This is a genomic window from Corynebacterium sp., assembly GCF_030532325.1.
Taxonomy (GTDB): Bacteria; Actinomycetota; Actinomycetes; order Mycobacteriales; family Mycobacteriaceae; genus Corynebacterium.
On sequence record NZ_JAUNLS010000003.1, the window covers coordinates 140,528 to 160,373 of the forward strand.

The following is a 19,846-nucleotide window of genomic DNA, read 5'->3' on the forward strand; positions in this document are numbered from 1 at the left end:
ACACCCAGGGCAGGCACGGTGCCTGCCCAATGGTCGAGAAAAGAGGACCCATGGGACCTAGAGAGATCATCGTCATTGCGCTCGTCATCGTTCTTTTGTTCGGTGCCCGCAAGCTTCCTGAGTTGGCCCGTTCCGTCGGCCGTTCGATGCGCATCTTCAAGTCTGAGGTCAACGAGATGAACGCCGAGAACAACAAGGGCGAGATCTCCTCCAAGAAGCAGAGCGAGGAAGAGTTCTGGAACAGCCCGGAAATGCAACCGGGTTCCACCCAGGCCGCACAGAACCAGGCGGCCCCGAACCAGGCTGATCAGCAGAAGCAGGCCGGCCCGCAGCAGTAAGCGCTCGCTACTGTCCTGCATATTTGTTGCCTGCACTCGCCTGCAAAGGAATTAATTCTTCATGTCCACCCCGAAGGGAAGCGCGCCGCGGCCGCAGACTGCCACTCAGCCACGGGCGCCCAAGCGCCCGGGCAAGCAGTCCGGCCTGTTTCAGAAGCTGCGCGCACAGCGCAGGGCCAAGGCGAACCCGACGGGGGAGATGACCCTCGTTGAGCACCTCCAGGAGCTGCGCCACCGCATCGTTGTCTCCCTGGTTGCTGTGTTCATCGGCGCGGTCATCGGCTTCATCTGGTACCAGGAAGCGCCCTTCGGCATGGACCCGCTGGGTGAAATCCTGCGTAAGCCTTATTGTTCGCTTCCGCCGGAGATGCGTCTTTCCTTCGGCGAGGACGGCGAATGCCGCCTGCTGGCCACCAGCCCCTTCGAAATGCTCATGCTGCGCATGAAGATCGGCGCGCTGGCCGGCACCGTGCTCTCCTCGCCGGTGTGGCTCTATCAAATCTGGGCCTTCATCGTGCCCGGCCTACACAAGAAGGAGCGGCGGGTCACCATCATCTTCGTAGCCTCCGCGGTCTCGCTCTTCGTGGCCGGCGCCGTGCTGGCCTACTTCATCCTGGCCGTTGGCCTGGAGTTCCTCGTGGGCATCGGCTCCGAGTTCCAGACCGCCGCGCTCACGGGTGAGAAGTACTTCTACTACCTGCTGGCCATGCTGCTCATCTTCGGCGTGAGCTTTGAGATCCCCCTTCTCATCATCACGCTCAACATCGTGGGCATCCTGGAGTACCGCCACATCAAGTCCAAGCGCCGCCTGATCTTCGTCGTGGTGATGATCTTCGCCGCGGTGGTCACCCCGGGCCAGGACGTCTTCACCATGATCGTGCTGGCCTGTGCTCTGGAGCTGCTCATGGAGGCATCCTTCCAGTTCTGCCGCATCAACGATAAGCGCCGCAAGCGCGAACGCCCCGACTGGATGGACATGGACGATGAACAGGCCTCCGCGCTGGGGGAGGCCCCGGGAGGCATTCAAGCCCCCACTCCGGTCAGCGCGCCCAGCAGCGTGCAGGCCTCGCCCTCCCCGCGGACCGTCCGCCCCGCCAACGCCGAGCACAGCGCACCGGTGGCACAGCGGGACATCGCCAAGCAACCGCCCGCGGGCGGGCTTTTCGACGACGTCCTCTAGTTCTGTCGCACCCGCGCCCGCCGGGTAGGGTGAGAGGCTATGACGTACCCACACTTGGAGCAGTTCCGCCGCAGCCTCTCGCACCCCTTGGATGACTTCCAGATTGCTGGATGCCAGGCGGTGGAGGACGGCTCCGGAGTCCTCGTCTGCGCGCCCACCGGAGCGGGCAAGACCATCGTGGGCGAATTCGCCGTCTCCCTGGCGCTGAGCCAGGGAACGCGCTGTTTTTATACCACCCCCATCAAGGCGTTGAGCAACCAGAAGTACCACGATCTCGTCGCCGTGCACGGCGAGGACGCCGTGGGGCTGCTCACCGGCGATGTCTCCATCAACTCACAGGCGGAGGTGGTTGTGATGACCACGGAGGTGCTACGCAACATGATTTACGCGGAGTCCGGTGCCCTTGACCGCCTCACCCACGTGGTCATGGATGAGATCCACTTCCTCGCGGACGCCTCCCGCGGCGCGGTGTGGGAGGAGGTCATTCTCAACCTCGAGGAACACGTCTCCATCATTGGGCTCTCCGCCACCGTGTCCAACTCCGAGGAGTTCGGCGAGTGGCTGAGCACCGTGCGCGGGGATACCCGCGTCATCGTCTCCGAGCACCGGCCCGTGCCGCTGGATCAGTGGATGATGATTGGCCGCAAGATCTACCCGCTCTTCGAGCCGGATTCCGGCGGGCAGGTCAACGCCGAGCTGGCCCGCCGGATCCGCAGGCTCGAGGCCGGGGATAGCGATAGCGGCGGTGGGCACTCCGCCTACCGCGAACACCGCGGCGGTTTTCGCGCCCGCGCACGCCACAAGGGCGGCTCACGCGAGTCCCGCAGCGGGGCACCCCGCCGCCAGGACCGCTACCGCCCGCTGGGCAGGCCGGAGGTCATCCAGGCCCTGGAGGGCATGAACATGCTGCCGGCCATCACCTTCATCTTCTCGCGCGCGGGCTGTGACGGCGCCCTCTACCAGTGCCTGCGCTCCCGCATGGTGCTCACTACCCAGGAGGAGGCGGAACAGATCAAGGCCATTGTGGACGCCGGCGTGGAGGGCATCCCGGAGGAGGACCTCAAGGTGCTCGACTTCAAGCGCTGGCGCGAGGCCTTAAGCCGCGGTTTTGCCGCCCACCACGCGGGCATGCTGCCGGCCTTCAGACACATCGTTGAGGACCTCTTTGTCCGCGGCCTGGTCCGCGCCGTCTTCGCCACCGAGACGCTGGCCCTGGGCATCAACATGCCGGCGCGCACGGTGGTGCTGGAAAAGCTCATTAAGTTCAACGGCGAGGCCCACGTGGATCTCACCCCCGGCCAGTACACGCAGCTCACCGGCCGCGCTGGGCGCCGCGGCATCGACACCATGGGTAACGCCGTGGTGCAGTGGGCCCCAGCCATGGACCCCCAGGCGGTGGCGGGGCTTGCCTCCACGCGCACCTACCCGCTTATCTCCACCTTCGAGCCCGGCTACAACATGGCCATCAACCTGCTGGGCATGATGGGCTTCGAGGATTCGCTACGTCTGCTGGAGAAGTCCTTCGCGCAGTTCCAGGCAGACGGCTCCGTGGTCTCCGAGACCCGCGAAATCGAGCGCGCCGAGCACCGCGTGCGGGAGCTGCGCAGCCAGCTCGACGCCGCCCTCGAGTCGCTCGCTCCGCCGGTGCGGGACAATGAAAACGCCCGCGAGGTGCTCATGGACTACATCCGCCTGCGCCGCGAGCTTACGGCGGAGGAGAAGAAGGCGGTGGAAAGCAAGCGCAAGGAGCGCAACGCTGAGGTCACCGTGGTGCTCTCGCGCCTGCAGGTGGGCGATGTCATCGCCATCGCCGGCAAGAAGCGCCCCACGCTGGCGGTGGTCAACACCCCCGCGAACCAGAAGGCGGATCCGCGTCCGTGGGTCACCACGGAGACCGGCTGGTCTGGCCGCATCGACTCCGAGGGCATTGCGAACCCGCCCATCAGTGTGGGCCACATGAAGCTGCCGCGCCACGTGCAGAAAAACCCGCGCCGCAACGCGAACTTCGTGGTGGAATCCTTCAAGCGTAACTCCTACCCGCGCCCGAAGAAGATGCGCATGACCCCGCGCACGCGCACCAACCACAAGGTGGGCGAGCTTCGCGACGCCATCCGCAACCACCCCGCGCACCGCTGGCCGGCCACCGACCGCGAGCAGCTGGCGGGACTGGCCACTAAGCTGGCGCGCCGCGAGCGCGACCTGGCCAAGCTGGAGGCCACCGTCGAGCGCGCCACCGATACCCTTGGCCGCACCTTCGAGCGCATCGTGGATCTCCTTTCCGAGATGGACTACGTGGAGTTCGAGGGCTACGGCGAGGAGCGCGAGCCCGTCATCACCGACGAGGGAGAGCGCCTAGCGCAGATCCACTCGGAGTCCGATCTGCTCGTGGCCCAGTGCCTCAAGCGCGGTATTTGGAACGAGCTGGATCCCGCCGAGCTGGCCGGCGTGGCCTCCCTGTGCGTGTTCGAAAACCGCAAGGCCACGGGCGGGGAGCCGGAGGCGGCGACAGATGCCATGGCCGATGCCATGGAGGCCACCTGGCGCATCTACTCCGAGCTCACCGCCGACGAGCGCCGCCACCGCCTGCCCCAGACCCGCCAGCCGGAGCCCGGTTTTGCCCTGGCTATCCACCAGTGGACGGCCGGCGCCCCGCTGGCCTATTGCATGGCCGCAGCCAACGAGTCCGGCGCGGAGCTGACCCCCGGCGATTTCGTGCGTTGGTGCCGCCAGGTGGTGGATCTGCTCCAGCAGGTGGCCAAGACCGGCTACGAGGAGGAGATCCGCCGCAACGCCCGGCGCGCTATCGACGCCATCCAGCGCGGCGTGGTGGCCATCGGCGCCTAAGCACAGGCACGCTCGCGCGGCGCGGGTATGCTTGCCGCATGAGTGAACTGGCAGAAACCTTCCCCTCCTCCGTCTATGCGCAGCGCCTGCAGCGCGCGAGCGAGATCGCGGCCCAGCAGGGCATCGACCTGCTCCTAGTGGGCACCGGAGCGGACTTCGCGTACCTCACCGGCTCGTGGATCTCCTCCCACGAGCGCCTCACGGCGCTGGTCATCGCCCCGGGCAGTGCGCCCGTCATCGTGGCTCCTGCGACCGATAACGCGTCGCTAGAGTCTTCCCCGGTGGGCGAGCTGGGCATCGAGATCCGCGGCTGGCGCGATGGCGAAGATCCCTACGCGCTGGCCCTCAAGAAACAGGGGGAGGCCCAGCGCGTGGCGCTGGGAGCCTCGCTGACCGCGGATCACGTGCTGCGCTTCCAGTCCATGCTCCCGCAGGCACGCTGGGAGCTGGCCACCCTCGCCTTATCCGAGCTCTTTAGCCGCAAGGACGCGGCGGAGATCGCCGAGCTACGTACTGCTGCCGCCGCCATCGACGCCGTGCACGAGGCCGTGCCGGGCCTACTGGTGCCAGGGAAGAGCGAAGCGGACGTGGCCACGCAGCTGCGCGAGCTGATCCTGCGCGAGCACGTCGAGGTGGACTTCATCATCGTCGGCGCCGGCCCTAACGGCGCGAATCCGCACTATGACTTTGGCCCGCGCGTGCTTGAGAAAGGCGATCCAGTGGTGGTGGACATCGGCGGCACGCTGGCCAGCGGCTATCACTCCGATTGCACCCGCACCTACGTGGTGGGCGGCGATATCGCCGCGGCACCGCAGGACTTCCAGGAGGCCTACGCGGTGCTCGAGAAGGCCCAGGCGGCCGGCCGCGCTATGGCGCGCCCCGGGGTCAGCGCCCAGGAGGTGGACCGGGCCACCCGCCAGGTCATCGAGGAGGCCGGCTGGGGCGAGTACTACACCCACCGCACCGGCCACGGCATTGGCCTGTCCGGGCACGAGGAGCCCTACGTCATCGAGGGCAACGAGATGGTGTTGGAGGAGGACATGGCCTTTTCCATCGAGCCGGGCATCTACGTGCCAGGCAAGTGGGGGATGCGCCTGGAGGACATCGTGATCACCACCTCGCAGGGCTGCGAGTCCCTCAATGTCTGCCCGCGGGAGGTGCGTTAATGGGTGCCTTGCTCGTTCTCGGCGGGCGCAGCGACATCGGCGGCGAGCTGGCCCTGCGCCTAGCCCCGGGCCGCCCAGTGGTGCTCGCCGCGCGCGGCGGCCATGGTATGGAGGCCATCACGGCACGGCTGCGGTCTGCCGGCGCCACCGAGGTACATACGCTGGACTTTGATGCGAGGGACGTCGCCAAGCACCGTGAGCTCGTGGAACGCGCACACTCCAAGGCCGGCGAGATCACCACGGCGGTGGTGGCCTTCGGCATCCTAGGCGAGCAGGAACGCGCCGAGCGCGACGAAGCCCACGCCTATGACATCGCGGTGGTTGATTACGCCGCGCAGGTCTCCATGCTCACCGTGCTGGCGGACGTCATGCGGCGCGGGCACATCGTGGCCTTTTCTTCCATCGCGGGGTGGCGCGCGCGGCGGGCCAACTACGTCTACGGCTCCACCAAGGCCGGGCTGGATTCCTTCTGCCAGGGCCTCGCTGATCGCCTGCACGGCAGCCCGCTGGCGCTGATCACCGCGCGGCCTGGGTTTGTGATCGGCTCGATGACCACGGGTATGAAGCCGGCGCCGCTATCGGTGACTCCGGACGTGGTGGCTGAGGCAGTGGCCAACGCCATCCATTCCGATGCCGCCCGCAGCACCCCGCGCAGTAGGACCCTGTGGATCCCGCGCGCCCTGCAGGCGCTGGCCTGGGTGATGCGCTGCGTGCCGCGGCCGGTGTGGCGGCACATGCCGCGCTAGTCCGCCAGCAGCGGGGAATTGATGTCGAAGATGAAGCCGCGGGGTGCCAGTACGCGCAGAACCACCTCGGCGTCGCCCTCGGCAAGGTCGTGGAAGATGAGTCCGCGCCACGGGGTGATGCTGATCGGCACCTCCAGGTGAGCGATGAGCTCCGCGTACTCGGCGGGAAGCAACCCGCGGTGCAGCCCGGCGCCGAGGTCCACCCGCCCGGCGGTGGTGCGGTCCGCCAGCCAGCCGATGGGCATCGCCTCGGCAGCGGGCCCGGCCGGGTTGGTGCCAGTGGGCGGTTGTGCGGTAGGGGTGCTGCTGTGAAGTACCAGCCTGCCGGGTGTGCTGCCGGCGTCCTCGCTGCGCGCATCAGGGAAGAGCGCCTCCTCGAGGGCCGCGTGCGCGGCGGCGGAATCGCGCAGGTTGTGCAGGGCGGCGGCGCGCTCGTGCTCGAGGTGAATGTGGGCGTCAGCGAAGTCGCGCGCGGCGCGCGCCAGGGCCGCCCACGCCGAGGGAGCCACGAGGCCGTCGGTGGGGTAGAAGCGCAGCGCGGGCTGCTGCGCGGGCTGGTCTGGGCTGAAACTCATGGCGAATAGTCTAGCCGGGGCGGGTTGTCAGCCACGTGTCAGCGTGAGTTAGTACTGTGTTGGCTATGCCCTTCGTACTATTTTTCGCCTACATCTTCCTAGAAACGCTCGCCTTCTGGGCAGTGGCTAACTGGATTGGAGTTTTGTGGGCAGTCCTCGCGCTGTTTATCACGATGTTCTTCGGCATGAGCATCGCTGGCCTGGAGGTGCGCCGCATCATGTCTCGTGGTGTCACCCAAACCGCCGAGGGCGTCTACGTGGTCACCGACCCCACGCCCGGCAAGACCGCCGGCAACGTAGGCCTAACCATGGTGGGCGGCATCCTGCTCTCCCTGCCGGGCTTTGTCTCTACCATCGTGGGCTTGCTGCTCATCTTCGCGCCCACCCGCGCGCTCATTCGCGCGATTTTGGCGGCCTCGCTTTACCGCAAGATTGAGAACATGGGCGTGCGCATCTTCGAGGCCTCTCCCATGGCCCAACACCGCGATAACTATGGCTCCTTCGGCAGCAGCGCTGCTCAACCCGGCGGGGCGGATGGGGACCTTGTGATCGATGAGGAGGAGATCCGCCGCTGGTCGGACTCCGTGCGCCCGGAGGACTTCGGGGACGGTCAGAAGTAGTGGGGGAGCTCATCGCACGCCTTGCCCTCGCCGCTGCCGGCGGGGGCTTGGCCTTTCTGTCCGTAGAACCGCGCGGTTGGTGGCAGGCCGGTGTCATCGGCACGGCACTGCTCATGGCCGCGCTGTTGCCCGCCTGGGGCAAGCCGCGCCAGCTTTCCCTGTGGGGCGGCGCGCTTGTCGCCTTCGCACATTCCCTGGTGCTGTATCTGCTCTCACTGCCCTGGATCGGGGAGCTGGTGGGGGCGATGCCCTACATTGCCCTGTCTTTCTTCCTGGCGCTCTACAGCCTGATCTTGGGCGCGGGCGGCGCGGCGCTACTGAGGCTGCGCTGGGGTTTTGTGGCCTTTCCGGCTTTCTACGTCGCGGTGGAGATGCTGCGCTCCTCGGTTCCCTTCGGCGGATTCTCCTGGGTGCGCCTGGCCTGGGGCCAGATCGAGGGCCCGCTGGCCAACCTCGCGCCCTGGGGAGGGCCGGCGCTCATCACCTTCGCCACGGTGTGCATCGCCGCCGGCTTCGTGGGCCTGGCCACCCGGGGCATCGCCCAGCGCGCAGTGGCCCTGGTGCTCATCGCACTGCCTTTGGGCGCTGGCCTGCTGGCGGCGCTGGGGATCAACCGGCCGGAGGCCACCACCGGCCAGGTCGAGGTGGCTGCCGTGCAGGGCAACGTACCCCGCATGGGCCTGGACTTTGCCGCCCAGCGGCGCGCGGTTTTGGACAACCACGTCAAGGTCACCGAGCAGGCCGCCGCGCGAGGGGAGAGGCCGGACATCGTCATCTGGCCGGAAAACGCCTCCGATATCAACCCCTTCGCCAACCCGGATGCCCGCCAGCTTATTGACGCCGCCGCGGCCCACATCGCCGCCCCCATCCTCGTGGGCACCCTGACCCACGACGCCGTGGGCGCGCGCAACACCATGCAGGTTTTCAACCCGGACGGCACCGCCGGCGAGCACCACTACAAGAAGTACCTGCAGCCCTTCGGCGAGACCATGCCCATGCGCGAGTTCTTCCGCACGTTCACTGATCTGGTGGATCTGGCCGGGGACTTCAAGCCGGGCGACGGGCCCGGTGTGGTGGCCATGGGGGACTACCGCGTGGGCGTGGCCACCTGCTACGAGGTGTCCTTCGATCAGGCCTTCCGATCCTCGATTAAAAACGGCGCCACTATCCTGGCCACGCCGACCAACAACGCCACCTTCGGTTACTCAGACATGACCTACCAGCAGCTCGCCATGAGCCGCCTGCGCGCGATAGAAACGGACCGCGCTGTGGTGGTGGCGGCCACCTCCGGTGTCTCGGCCATCGTCCACCCCGATGGAGGGGTGAGCCAGCACAGCGAAATCTTCGAGCCGAAATACCTTTCTGAGACCCTGCCGCTGCGTGATTCCGTGACCTTTGCGGTGCGGTATGGTTCGCTCATGCAGTGGGCACTCGCTATCATTGGAGCAGTCTGTGCGCTGTATGCCGTGGTTCTTAGCCGCGTCAAGCGCTCACCCAAGAACCGCGCCCAGCGCTCACCCAAGAACACTGATGAGGAGCTAAAACTGTGAGCACAACCAGCGAATCCACCCTGGTCATCATCCCTACCTACAACGAGATTGAGAATCTCCCGTTGATTACCGGCCGCGTCCGCAAGGCCACGCCAGAGGTGGACATCCTCATCGTCGACGATAACTCCCCGGACGGCACCGGCCAGGCCGCGGATGAGCTGGCGGCTGCCGACGATCACCTCCACGTCCTGCACCGCGAGGGCAAGGGCGGCCTGCTGGGCGCCTACATCGCCGGCTTCGAGTGGGGCCTGGACAAGGGATACCAGGTGCTCTGCGAGATGGACGCTGACGGCTCCCACGCCCCGGAGCAGCTGCACCTGCTGCTCGAGGAGATCGATAAGGGCGCCGATCTGGTCATCGGCTCGCGCTACGTGCCCGGCGGCGAGACTGTCAACTGGCCGGCCAACCGCGAGCTGCTCTCGCGCCTGGGCAACAAGTACATCTCCGTGGCCCTGGGCGCCGGCATCAATGACATGACCGCCGGCTACCGCGCCTTCCGCCGCGAGCTGCTGGAGCACCTCGACTTCGAGGATCTCTCCAAGGCCGGCTACATCTTCCAGGTGGACGTGGCCTTCCGCGCCATCAAGGACGGCTTCGACGTGCGCGAGGTGCCCATCACCTTCACCGAGCGCGAGCTGGGCGAGTCCAAACTGGATGGTTCCTTTGTCAAGGATTCCCTGCTGGAGGTCACCAAGTGGGGAGTGGCGCACCGCTCCGAGCAGGCCAAGGATCTAGCTGAGGGAGTGTCTTCCTTTGTCGCCCACGAGGTCAAGGATGGTTCCCTGAAGAAGGCCAAGGAGCAGGCATCCTCCGCACTGGCCTGGACTGGCGACTTCCTCAGCGAGGTTAAGAACCTGGTGGAGCACAAGCTCAAGGGCAACAAGAAGTAGCCAGCGCCGCGTCATGTGGGCCGAAAGAAACCCCCAACCACTTCGCGCTGGAGTGGTTGGGGGTTGTCTTATGCGGACTGCTGCCCGGACGGCCGGTACAGTGACTTAGTTCTCGGCGTTCTCCTGCTGCTCCTTGAGCAGGCGGGCGGCAGAGCGGCGGCGGGAGCGCAGGTGCTCGATGCGCTCGCTGAGCAGCTCGTCAAGCTCCTCGATGGAACGGCGCTCGCGCAGCATGTCCCAGTGGGTGCGCGGCGGCTTGGTGGGCTTGGACTCCACGCCCTCGCCCTCGACGAGGGTGCCCAGCTTGCCGTTCTTGCACATCCATTCCTCGGGGATCTCGGCATCATCGGCAAACGGCACCTCGTAGATGTCACCGTCTTCGGTGCGGTACTTCACCATCTGGCGCGGTGCCAGATCGTGGTCACGGTCGGTTTCGTAGCTCACCGCACCCATACGGCTACCACGCAGTACGCGATCTGCCATGCAACATCATCCTTTTCCAGCTCAGTGACAATCAATGACACAATGACAACAGGGAAGACTCGGGGGAGAGAAACCTCACCCAAAGAACTAATAGTATAACGAAATGACTGTGGGCTTTGTTCCCGGGTGCCCTTTTCCCTGCGCAGGCTCATGGGCTAGAGTGTGGAGAGTGATTCGTACACAGAACCGAGAGCGGCATGCGGCTACCTGCCAATGGTGCGGTAAGGACATCGCTCAAGGCGGCAGGGGACGGCCACGCAAGTTCTGCTCGGCGTCGTGTAAGCAGCGCGCCTACGAACAACGACATAATGTAGTCGGCACGTCAATCCCGGCTGAGGCGGTCATTCTCACACCGGAAAGGGCAGATGCCCTGCGTGATGGCCTTTTTGAGCTGCGGTGTTCCGCGGAGGATATCGCCACCGCGGCCGCTGAAGGTGGCAGCCCGGAGGAGATCTCGGAACTGTGTGAAGAATTGGTCGCGCTCGCGCGTCGGCTCGAGGAATTGAGATAGGAAGAATGAAGAAACTTCTGGGCAACCGCAAACTGGTGATCAGCATCTTCGTGGTGCTCATCGTGGCCTGCAGCATGGTCGCGCTGGGCCCGTTGGCGTACTCGCTCTATATGGGTCGCGGCGTTAAGACCGAGCCCATCAACGCCGAGCACACCAAACCGGCCACCACGGAGCTGGACGGTTCGTGGCGCGTGGTCAAGGGCAGCCCGCACAACTTCACCTCGGTGGGCTTTACTATCGATGAAATCCTGCCCGCAGAAAAGACTGCCACCTCCGGGTCCACCAAGGACGTCACCGGCCAGGCGGAGATCAAGGGCACCACGGTGGAGGAAGCATCCATCGTGGTGAACATGGACGAGCTGACCACGGACAAGAAGGTCCGTGACCAGAACATGAAGACCAAGCTCTTTGAAACCTCCACGTACCCGGCGGCATCTTTCACGCTGACCAAGCCAGTGGATCTGGCTGAGGTTCCCGCGGATGGCTCGCTGGGCAAGGTCGAACTCACCGGTGACTTGGAGATTCACGGCGTGTCCAAGGAGATCACCCAGGAGTTTGAGGTTGCCCGCGACGGTGAGACGATCCTTCTGGGCGGCGACATCCCGGTGAACCGCCTGGAGTATGGTATCGAGACTCCGGAGATGATCGCGGCGAAGATCTCTGAGGTCGGCGCCATCAACGTGCGCGTGACTCTGCAGAAGTAAACGAGGGACCATGAGCATTCAACGCATGATTCCTTTCATTTGGCTGCGGCTGGTTCTTTTGGTGGCCTTTGGCATCTTCGTGGCCGTCGAGGGGCTGTGGTGGGTGGCGCTTGTGGCGCTCGCATTGTGTGGACTCAGCGTGTGGCAATTGGTCATCGCGTATCGCCAGCGATAGCTCACGCACTCACCGGACAATCACCTACCAACCCGCCCCTTTACGTAACAGTGACGTAAAGGGGCGGGTTACTGCACCCGGTGGACGCAGCGGACACGGGCCGGGATCCGTATATTATTGTCCGATAATGTACATTATGTCATTTCATGCGGATGGCGTTCCCCCCTCATTTGCGTAGAGTCTGCGCAAACCCTCCGTGCGCGGCGCCCGCACGTACTACGTTGATAGCCATGGATAAGCTCTTCAGCCCTGACCCCGCCTTCATCTCTCGCCCCCGCGGCGCCGAACCCGAGCACGACGCCGTCCCCCTCAAATACCTCAACGGCTCGCCGGTTGATCTCATCGCTGACATGGAAGCCATCGTCGGCGTCGAGAACGTCCACGGGCGCCTGAGTGATCTCGTCCGTTATTCCTCCGATGCGGGCCCGTATCGCGCTATTCCGAATACCGTGGTCTCACCCCGCAACGCGGCGGATCTTTCGGCGCTCATGCGCTACTGCACGGCCACCGGCCGCCACATGACCTTCCGCGCGGCCGGCACCTCGCTCAACGGGCAGGCCATGGGCGATGACATCCTCGTCGACGTCAAGACCAACTTCACAGGCATGGAGATCCGCAAGGACGGCCAGGCGCTGTGGTCGCGTCCCGGCGTCATTCTGGGCGACGCCCAAGCGGTCCTCGGGCGCCACGGCTTCATGCTGGGCCCGGATCCGGGCTCGACCTCGGTGTGCACCATCGGCGGCGTGCTGGCGGATAACTCCGGCGGCATGCGTTGCTCGCTGGAACGTGACGCCTACCACAGTGTGGAAGAACTGACCTTCGTGCTGCCTTCGGGCAGCATCGTCAACACCGCGCATGGCGACGCCGCCTTCCAAGCCCAAGAGCCAGAATTGCACGCTGAGCTGCTGCGATTCCGCGATAAGCTGCGCGCAGACACGGAGATGGTGGAGTTCTTACGCCGCAAGTTCTCCATCCGCAACACCAACGGCATCCGCATCGACGCCTTCCTCGACGAGGACGAGCCGGTGCACATTCTCAAACGCCTCCTCGTGGGCTCCGAGGGTATCTTCGGCGCCATTGTGGAATCCGTCATCCGCACGGTCAAGCTGCCGCGTGTCAAGGCCACCACCTGGGTTGAACTGCCGAATCTCCGCGACGCCGCCAACTTTGTCCACCCCATTATGGAGACCGGCGCGGAGGCCTGCGAGTTGCTCGTCGCCCCGGTCATGCGACGCTCCGCCGAGCACTACTCCCACGCGCCGGAGACCTGGCGCGAGCTTGACGACGACGCCGCAGCACTACTCGTGGAGATCGGCGGCGGAGACGAGCAGGAGTTGGACGAGGCCATGGAGCGCCTCAAGGGCGTCCTCAAGGATGCTCCCCTGCTGCGCCCGCTGGAATTCGAGACCTCCGCGGAGGGCATGCGGGGTGCCTGGGAGCTGCGCAACGGCCTCTACGGACTGCTGGGCGCCGAGCGCCCGCAAGGAAGCGCCTACATCACCGAGGACGTCTGCTTCCCGCCGGCGGAGATCGGCAACGCGGCCGCGGACCTGCTTGACCTGCAGCACAAGTACGGCTACCCGGAGTCCGTCATGGGCCACGCCGCCTTTGGCAACCTGCACTTCTTCCTCACCCCGAAGCTGGATGATGACGCCGAACGCGCCGCCTACGGCGACTTCCTTGAAGAACTCTCCGAGTTGGTCATCGACAAGTACCAGGGCTCGATGAAGGCCGAGCACGGCACCGGCGTGAACATGGCGCCCTTCCTGGAGCGCGAATGGGGCACGCAGGCCTACGAGCTCTTCTGGGAGATCAAGAAACTGCTCGATCCCCACGGCATCCTGGCGCCCAACGTCAAGCTCAGCCGCGATTCCTCCGTGCACCTGCGCAACTTCAAGTCCTTCCCCAAGGTCGAGCCGATGATCAACCCCTGCGTGGAGTGTGGCTTCTGCGAGCCGGTGTGTCCCTCCCGCCACGCCACGGTCACCCCGCGCCAGCGCATCGTTCTGCGCCGCGAGATGGCCCGCCAGCCCCAGGGCTCCGAGGTGCTGGCCAAGCTGCAGGAGGAGTATCAGTACGACGCCGTCGACATGTGTGCCGCCGATGGCACCTGTTCTATCCCCTGCCCCATCAGCATCGATACCGGCTCGGTGATGAAACAGCTGCGCGCCCAGCAAGCAGGACCCTCGGCCAACAAGGTGGCGCTGAGCACCGCCGAGCGCTGGGACGTGGTGGAGAAATTGGCGCGCGCCGGTGTCATCTCCGCCAACAAGATCCCGCACCAGCCGCTCAAGCTGGGGGCGAACATGGCACGCAATGTCATCTCGCCGGACCTTTTGCCCACGGTGCCTGGGCCGCTGCCGCACGGCGCCTCCCGCTTGCCGCGCACTCCGCGCGAGGGCGCGGCGGCAGTGTACTTCCCCGCCTGCATCAACCGGATCTTCGGCCGCCCCGCCGGCGCTGCACCAGACTCCGTGGACGTGCCGCGCGCCGTCGTCGAGCTGGGCCGCCGCGCCGGCCAGCCGGTATGGATCCCGGAGGACGTCGCCGGCACCTGCTGCGGAACCCCGTGGTCCTCGAAGGGCTACGAGGAGGGCTTTGTCTACCAAGCACAGAAGATTGTGCGCGATCTGTGGCACTGGTCCGAGCACGGCGCGTTGCCGATTGTCGTCGACGCCGCCAGCTGCACCCACGGTCTGCTCGATAACGTCGCTCCCGTGCTCAGCGACGCCGACCGCGAGCTCTGGGAGGACCTGCGCATCGTGGACGTCGTCGAGTGGCTGCGCGATGACATCGCTCCCTATCTGCCCATCGTGCAGAACATGGGTTCCATCGCGGTGCACCCCACCTGCTCCACCGCGCACATGGGTGTCAGCCAGGACCTGGTGGATCTGGCCAACCTCTGCGGCAGCGCCAAGGTTCCCGAGGGCGCGATGTGCTGCGGCTCCGCGGGCGATCGCGTGATGCTTCACCCCGAGCTGGTGGAGTCCGCCACCCGCGAGGAACGGGCCTCTCTTGAGGCCGAGCACTTCGACGCCTTCGTCTCTGACAACCGCACCTGCGAGATGGGCCTGGAGATGATCACCGGGCACGCCTACGAGTCCATCGCCGTGCTCCTCGAGCGCGCCTCGCGCCCCGTGGTTACGCCCTAGCGGTGTCCGCTGATCTAGCTCTAGCGGTGTCCGCTAATTCAGTTCTAGCGGTGTCCGCTGATCGAGCTCTAGCGGCGCCCGCCGCGGTGGCGGTGGGCGGCGACGAGCTGGACGGCGTCGATAAGCCCCAGCTCCAGTAGCGCCTCGCGCAGGGCAAACTGGAAGACCCACAGGCGGCGGAAGACGGGGTCGAAGCCTGCGGCCGCGGCCTCCCGGCGGTGGCCTTCGAAGAAGCTGCGCTGCTGGCGCAGGGACTCGAGGTAGTGCGCGCCGATGTGGGTCTGCCCCACGATGCGCAGCGTGGAGTTCCTATCACACAGCTTGTGCACCTCGGTGAGCGTGGGATAGTCCAGCCCCGGCCAGATGTAGGCCCGCAGTGCCTGGATGGCGTCCCGCGCGGCCGGGGTCATCTCCTCGGTGGCCACGAGGCTACTCAAGCTCACTCGCCCACCGCTGGCCACGCTGCGGTCCAGCAGCGCGATGAAGTTCTTGCGCTCGCCCGGTGAGAGCAGCTCCAACTTCTCCACGGAGACGATGGCATCGTAGCGCCCGCGCCACTTCTTCGGGTGCGGAATGACGCTATCGATGAGCTGCACGTGCGCGGAGTCCGCCACACCCTCGAGCACCAGTTGCTCCTCAAAGAGGTGGCTTTGTTCGGCATCGGCGGTGAGCACGTCCACGGTGGCGCGGCGCCCGACTGCCTCCACCGCCACTCGCAGCCCGCTGGCCGGATAGACCAAAAGGTGGGTGCCGGCGCCGGTGTGGGTGGCGTCAAGAAGCCACTGCGCGGCGCGGCGTTGGGCATCGCCTAGGTCGGCGCGCTCGGCGCCGTGCGGCTCGCTCACGGTGGTGACGTCGACGAAGTGCTCCTTGGGTTCTTTGCGGCCTGCCTGCGGGCTGTAGCTGGGCACCGCCTGGCGCAGCGTGGTGGGCACGCCGCTGGCAAAAATGCCCCCGGAATGAGTCATACCATCGCCGGAGTACAGCCTCACCAGTTCGACGGGCAGCTCACCGGTACTCGAATCCTCCGGCTCCAATGCCTTAGCCTTCGGGCGGTAGCCCACGCCAAGCAAGCGGCGCAGCACGCTCACCAGGCGCTGCGAGTCCGGGGTGATCCACTCCCCTGCCATGTAGGACTCGGCAAAGCCCACCCAACCGGCCTCGGCGAGGCGGGAAAAGAGCGCGTCGTGCAGGACTTCCATGTCCGCGCCGGTCTCGGCTTTGGTCTCCGGATCCAGCTCGATACCCGCCTTTGCGCAGGCCTGCGCGAACTCCGCCTCGGCGCGGCGGGCCTTGAAGCGACCAAAGAGTGAGCTGGGCACGGTGGCCACACCGGGCCACGTTTGCGCGTCGATCGCGGCCAGGTGCGGGTAGGCGGCACCAGTGCCAGACCCGGCCCCGGCGTTGGGCGCCGCACCGGGCGCAGACTCAGATTCAGCGGGAAGATTCATCGCTTTCCACTTTAGAGCCGCGGGCGCCCCAATCGGCCGAGGCGTGCCGTAAACGGGCAGTAAAAAGCACATAAAGTATGCATGTACGGGTAGAAAGGTTTAGACTGAACCGGTACTAAATACGAGCTAGCTTAGGAAGGTTTTCAATCCTCATGGAGCACACTCCTTACCGCCCGAGCGGCGGGCGTCACCACGTCGTAGTCGTCGGCGCCGGTTTCGGCGGCATGAACGCTGTCAAGCAGCTGAAGAACGCTGACGTGGACATCACCGTCATCGATAAGAAGAACCACCACCTCTTCCAGCCGATGCTCTACCAGGTGGCCACCGGCCTCATCTCCGCCGGCGAGATTGCACCTTCCACCCGCCAGCTCCTGCGCAACCAGGACAACGCCAACTTTATTAATGGCGATGTCACCGACATCAACATCACCGAGCAGACCGTCACCGCCGAGCTGGATGGTGCAACCCGCACCTTCGCCTACGACTCGCTCGTCGTCGCCGCCGGTGCCGGCCAGTCCTACTTTGGCAACGATCACTTCGCCGAGTTCGCCCCGGGCATGAAGACGCTGGACGACGCCCTCGAGCTGCGCTCCCGCATCCTCACCGCCTTCGAGAAGGCCGAGCTGGTTGACGATCCCGCGGAGCGCGAGAAGCTGCTCACCTTCGTCATCGTCGGCGCTGGCCCCACCGGCGTTGAGCTCACCGGCCAGATCGCCGAACTGGCTCACCGCACCCTGAGCGATGAATACGCCAACTTCGGCACTACCTCCGCCAAGATCTACCTGCTGGACGGCGCTCCGCAGGTCCTGCCGCCCTTTGGCAAGCGCCTGGGCCGCAAGGCGCAGCGCACCCTGGAGAAGCTCGGCGTCGACGTTCGCCTCAACGCCATGGTCACCGACGTCACCGAGGAGGCCGTGACCTACAAGAATATGAAGACCGACGAGGTCACCACCATCGAGGGCGCCACCAAGATCTGGTCCGCCGGTGTCGCCGCCTCCCCGCTGGGCAAGATGATCGCCGACCAGGCCGGCGTCGAAGCCGACCGCGCAGGCCGCGTCGCCGTCAACGAGGACCTCACTGTGGGCGAGTTCTCCAACGTCTACATCGTGGGCGACATGATCTCCCTCAACCGCCTGCCGGGCGTGGCCCAGGTGGCTATTCAGGGTGGCCAGCACGCCGCCAAGCTCATCGCCGCCAAGATCAACGAGGAGTCCACCGCCAACGAGAAGGAAGCCTTCGACTACTTCGACAAGGGCTCCATGGCCGTCATCTCCCGCTTCAACGCCGTGGTGAAGATGGGCAAGACCGAGTTCACCGGCTTCCCGGCATGGCTGGCCTGGCTGGGCCTGCACCTGATGTACATCATCGGCTTCCGCAGCCGCGTCATGGTCATCCTCCACTGGCTGCTCAACGTGCTCAACCGCGACCGCGGCAATCTGGAGATCACCCAGCAGCAGCGCATCGCCCGCAATATCATCACCAAGAGCCTCGACGAGAAGTAAAAGCGTCGCAGCGCCCCGCAGCGCCGGTTCATTGTGACCGGAACTGCGGGGCTTTCTTGTGCGTGCCTGCGTGTGCACGCGCTGGGGGCTTTAGCCCAAGAGATCCGCCCCCGGGCGCGTGAGCACCGTGACCATGAAGGTGGAGTTCTCCGTGTAACGCCTGAGGTCCCAGGAGGAGAACTTAAAGTCCACGCGGAAGCCCACGTTGCGGGCCATGTCGAGGAAATCTTCGAAGCTCCACCCACGGCCCTCGCCGAAGCCCACTACGAAGCGCCCGCCGGGGCGCAGGGACTCAAAGACGGCGTGCAGGGCGCTCTCGCGGCCGTCGACGGCCAGGAAAGTCACCACGTTGCCGGCGGCCACCGCGATGTCGAAGTCGCCCTCGGGGATCTCATCGGTGGAGAGATCTCCCACGAACCACTGCGCTTCGGGGTAATCGTGCTCGGCGTGCTCGATGAGGATGGGATCCACGTCGACGCCAATGACGGTGTGCCCGCGGCGGGCCAGCTCGCCGCCGAGGCGCCCGGAACCACAGCCGGCGTCGAGGACGCGGGAGTTGCGCTCTAGCATGGCGTCGATAAGCCTGGCCTCACCGTAGATGTCCTTGCCTTGGGCCTCGAGCATCTTCCACTTGCGCGCAAAGTTGTGGGAATGCGCGGGGTTCGCAGTCGTAACTTCTTTCCAGGTAGGCATGGAATCTAGTATAAGCCCTGTGGCGGTGTAGGCTTTAGCCGCTACGATATACACGATTATCCACGCGTGCCTGGGGAGTTGAATCTTACGGCTTCGGCCTCCTTGCCTTCCAGCGCGCCACCGAGAGATGTAGAGGGAGGCTGACACCATGCCGTCTGTTCCGTCGCCATTTAAGCCGCGCAAGAAGAACGATCCGCCCAGTACCTCCCCCAGCTTCTCTGTGCCCGTCGAGCGCGCGATCGAGCACTGCCGCGTCTTTGTCGACGGCGAATCGCTGCCCGGCGAGTTCACTCCCCACAGCGCCCAGCAGGCGGTGGCCGAGTACGGACGCGGATTCGTGTGGGTGGGCCTGCACGAGCCGCTGGAATCCCAGATGACCAAGATCGCCTCGGAGTTCAACATCCACGAGCTCATCGTCGAGGACGCCGTGGCCGCCCACCAGCGCCCCAAGCTGGAGCGCTACGATGATCAGCTCTTCGTGGTGGCGCGCTCGGTGAACTACCGCGACCACGACGAGGTAGCCGATAAGCGTCAGATCATCTCTACTGGTGAGGTGCAGATGATCGTGGGCCACAACTTCATCATCACCGTGCGCCACGCCGCCAAGCTGCCTAACCTGGCCTACGTCATCCAGGACGAGCAGGACCTCGTGGAGCAGGGCCCCGTGGCCATGGCCTGGAAGATCCTCGACATGATGGTGGACCGCTACTCGGAGATCTGCCGGCTCATCGCCATTGAGGTCGACGAACTGGAAGAGGAGATCTTTACCCCGAACCAGCTGCCCAACATTGACCGCATCTACATGTTCAAGCGCGAGATCCTGGAGATGAAGCACGCCATCGATCCCTTGTCGGTGGCGCTGCGTTCCATGATTTCGGACCACAAGGATCTCATCGGCAAGACCATCCGCTCCTACCTACGCGACGTCAACGACCACGAGATGGTGGTTAAGGACCAGGTCTCCTCCTTCGATGAGCGCCTGACCTCGCTGATCGACGCCTCCGTGGCCAAGGTATCCATGCAGCAAAACAGCGACATGCGCACCATCTCCGCCGTGGTGGGCATGTGGGCGGCGCCGACCCTGGTGGCCGGCATCTACGGCATGAACTTTGACTTCATGCCGGAGCTGCACACCTCCTGGGGCTACTTCATGGCACTGGGGCTTATGGTGCTGGTGGTGGGAGCCATGTGGTGGTGGTTCCGTCGCAACAACTGGTTGTAGTAGGTCGGCCCATGCTCGCTGCGGAGCGTTAGCCCATGATCGCT

General features: G+C 65.4%; 18 protein-coding genes. 14 read left to right on the plus strand and 4 right to left on the minus strand.

Going from position 1 to position 19,846, the window contains the following annotated elements:
• The first annotated feature begins 50 nt into the window (after positions 1-50).
• The 5 genes from tatA to Q4E25_RS03010 all read left to right on the plus strand — a co-directional run bounded on the left by tatA (position 51) and on the right by Q4E25_RS03010 (position 6,274).
• Positions 51-338 carry a Sec-independent protein translocase subunit TatA gene (tatA, locus tag Q4E25_RS02990; RefSeq protein ID WP_303153875.1) on the plus strand — a complete coding sequence of 96 codons (288 nt, stop codon included), beginning with the start codon at positions 51-53 and terminating at the stop codon, positions 336-338.
• Positions 339-537: 199 nt separating this feature from the next.
• Entirely contained in the window at positions 538-1,518 is a 981-nt protein-coding gene (gene tatC / locus Q4E25_RS02995; RefSeq protein WP_303153986.1) for a twin-arginine translocase subunit TatC, read from the plus strand.
• 39 nt (positions 1,519-1,557) lie between these two features.
• The gene (locus tag Q4E25_RS03000) at positions 1,558-4,362 is read left to right on the plus strand and encodes an RNA helicase (RefSeq protein ID WP_303153876.1); all 2,805 of its coding nucleotides are present in this window, start codon (positions 1,558-1,560) and stop codon (positions 4,360-4,362) included.
• Between the two features lie 38 nt (positions 4,363-4,400).
• Positions 4,401-5,528, plus strand: coding sequence for a Xaa-Pro peptidase family protein (locus Q4E25_RS03005; protein WP_303153878.1), 1,128 nt, complete (start codon positions 4,401-4,403; stop codon positions 5,526-5,528).
• Positions 5,528-6,274 (plus strand): SDR family oxidoreductase, encoded by a 747-nt coding sequence (locus Q4E25_RS03010; protein ID WP_303153880.1) that lies wholly within the window; start codon positions 5,528-5,530, stop codon positions 6,272-6,274. Before Q4E25_RS03005 ends, Q4E25_RS03010 begins: the two co-directional genes overlap by 1 nt.
• Here Q4E25_RS03010 and Q4E25_RS03015 read toward each other — a convergent pair.
• Positions 6,271-6,849, minus strand: a complete 579-nt coding sequence (locus Q4E25_RS03015) for a hypothetical protein (protein WP_303153882.1) — start codon at positions 6,847-6,849, stop codon at positions 6,271-6,273. The genes Q4E25_RS03010 and Q4E25_RS03015 overlap by 4 nt on opposite strands.
• Positions 6,850-6,914: 65 nt before the next feature.
• Here Q4E25_RS03015 and Q4E25_RS03020 point away from each other — a divergent pair, with 65 nt between their 5' ends.
• Genes Q4E25_RS03020 through Q4E25_RS03030 form a run of 3 tightly spaced genes read left to right on the plus strand, consistent with a single transcriptional unit; the run spans position 6,915 to position 9,909 of the window.
• Positions 6,915-7,469, plus strand: a complete 555-nt coding sequence (locus Q4E25_RS03020) for an FxsA family protein (protein WP_303153883.1) — start codon at positions 6,915-6,917, stop codon at positions 7,467-7,469.
• Entirely contained in the window at positions 7,469-9,019 is a 1,551-nt protein-coding gene (gene lnt / locus Q4E25_RS03025; RefSeq protein WP_303153884.1) for an apolipoprotein N-acyltransferase, read from the plus strand. The genes Q4E25_RS03020 and lnt overlap by 1 nt, the downstream gene beginning before the upstream one ends.
• Complete coding sequence (locus Q4E25_RS03030) at positions 9,016-9,909, plus strand: polyprenol monophosphomannose synthase (RefSeq protein WP_303153887.1); 894 nt, start codon at positions 9,016-9,018, stop codon at positions 9,907-9,909. Before lnt ends, Q4E25_RS03030 begins: the two co-directional genes overlap by 4 nt.
• 105 nt (positions 9,910-10,014) lie before the next feature.
• Here Q4E25_RS03030 and Q4E25_RS03035 read toward each other — a convergent pair whose 3' ends face one another.
• Positions 10,015-10,392, minus strand: a complete 378-nt coding sequence (locus Q4E25_RS03035; RefSeq protein WP_303153889.1) for an RNA polymerase-binding protein RbpA — start codon at positions 10,390-10,392, stop codon at positions 10,015-10,017.
• Positions 10,393-10,561: 169 nt separating this feature from the next.
• Between Q4E25_RS03035 and Q4E25_RS03040 the strand changes: the two genes are divergently transcribed.
• The 4 genes from Q4E25_RS03040 to Q4E25_RS03055 all read left to right on the plus strand — a co-directional run bounded on the left by Q4E25_RS03040 (position 10,562) and on the right by Q4E25_RS03055 (position 14,934).
• Complete coding sequence (locus Q4E25_RS03040) at positions 10,562-10,903, plus strand: hypothetical protein (protein ID WP_303153891.1); 342 nt, start codon at positions 10,562-10,564, stop codon at positions 10,901-10,903.
• A 5-nt stretch (positions 10,904-10,908) separates the two neighbouring features.
• The gene (locus Q4E25_RS03045; RefSeq protein ID WP_303153893.1) at positions 10,909-11,607 is read left to right on the plus strand and encodes a YceI family protein; all 699 of its coding nucleotides are present in this window, start codon (positions 10,909-10,911) and stop codon (positions 11,605-11,607) included.
• Positions 11,608-11,632: 25 nt separating this feature from the next.
• Complete coding sequence (locus Q4E25_RS03050; protein ID WP_303153895.1) at positions 11,633-11,782, plus strand: hypothetical protein; 150 nt, start codon at positions 11,633-11,635, stop codon at positions 11,780-11,782.
• Between the two features lie 230 nt (positions 11,783-12,012).
• Positions 12,013-14,934: an FAD-binding and (Fe-S)-binding domain-containing protein gene (locus Q4E25_RS03055; protein ID WP_303153897.1), complete on the plus strand. Its 2,922-nt coding sequence runs from the start codon at positions 12,013-12,015 to the stop codon at positions 14,932-14,934.
• 68 nt (positions 14,935-15,002) lie between these two features.
• Here Q4E25_RS03055 and Q4E25_RS03060 read toward each other — a convergent pair whose 3' ends face one another.
• Complete coding sequence (locus tag Q4E25_RS03060) at positions 15,003-16,385, minus strand: class I SAM-dependent methyltransferase (protein WP_303153900.1); 1,383 nt, start codon at positions 16,383-16,385, stop codon at positions 15,003-15,005.
• Positions 16,386-16,537: 152 nt separating this feature from the next.
• Between Q4E25_RS03060 and Q4E25_RS03065 the strand changes: the two genes are divergently transcribed.
• Complete coding sequence (locus Q4E25_RS03065) at positions 16,538-17,887, plus strand: NAD(P)/FAD-dependent oxidoreductase (RefSeq protein WP_303153902.1); 1,350 nt, start codon at positions 16,538-16,540, stop codon at positions 17,885-17,887.
• Positions 17,888-17,977: 90 nt separating this feature from the next.
• Here Q4E25_RS03065 and Q4E25_RS03070 read toward each other — a convergent pair whose 3' ends face one another.
• Positions 17,978-18,580, minus strand: a complete 603-nt coding sequence (locus Q4E25_RS03070) for a bifunctional 2-polyprenyl-6-hydroxyphenol methylase/3-demethylubiquinol 3-O-methyltransferase UbiG (protein ID WP_303153904.1) — start codon at positions 18,578-18,580, stop codon at positions 17,978-17,980.
• A 148-nt stretch (positions 18,581-18,728) separates the two neighbouring features.
• Here Q4E25_RS03070 and corA point away from each other — a divergent pair, with 148 nt between their 5' ends.
• The gene (corA, locus tag Q4E25_RS03075) at positions 18,729-19,802 is read left to right on the plus strand and encodes a magnesium/cobalt transporter CorA (protein ID WP_303153905.1); all 1,074 of its coding nucleotides are present in this window, start codon (positions 18,729-18,731) and stop codon (positions 19,800-19,802) included.
• The last annotated feature ends 44 nt before the right edge of the window (positions 19,803-19,846 follow it).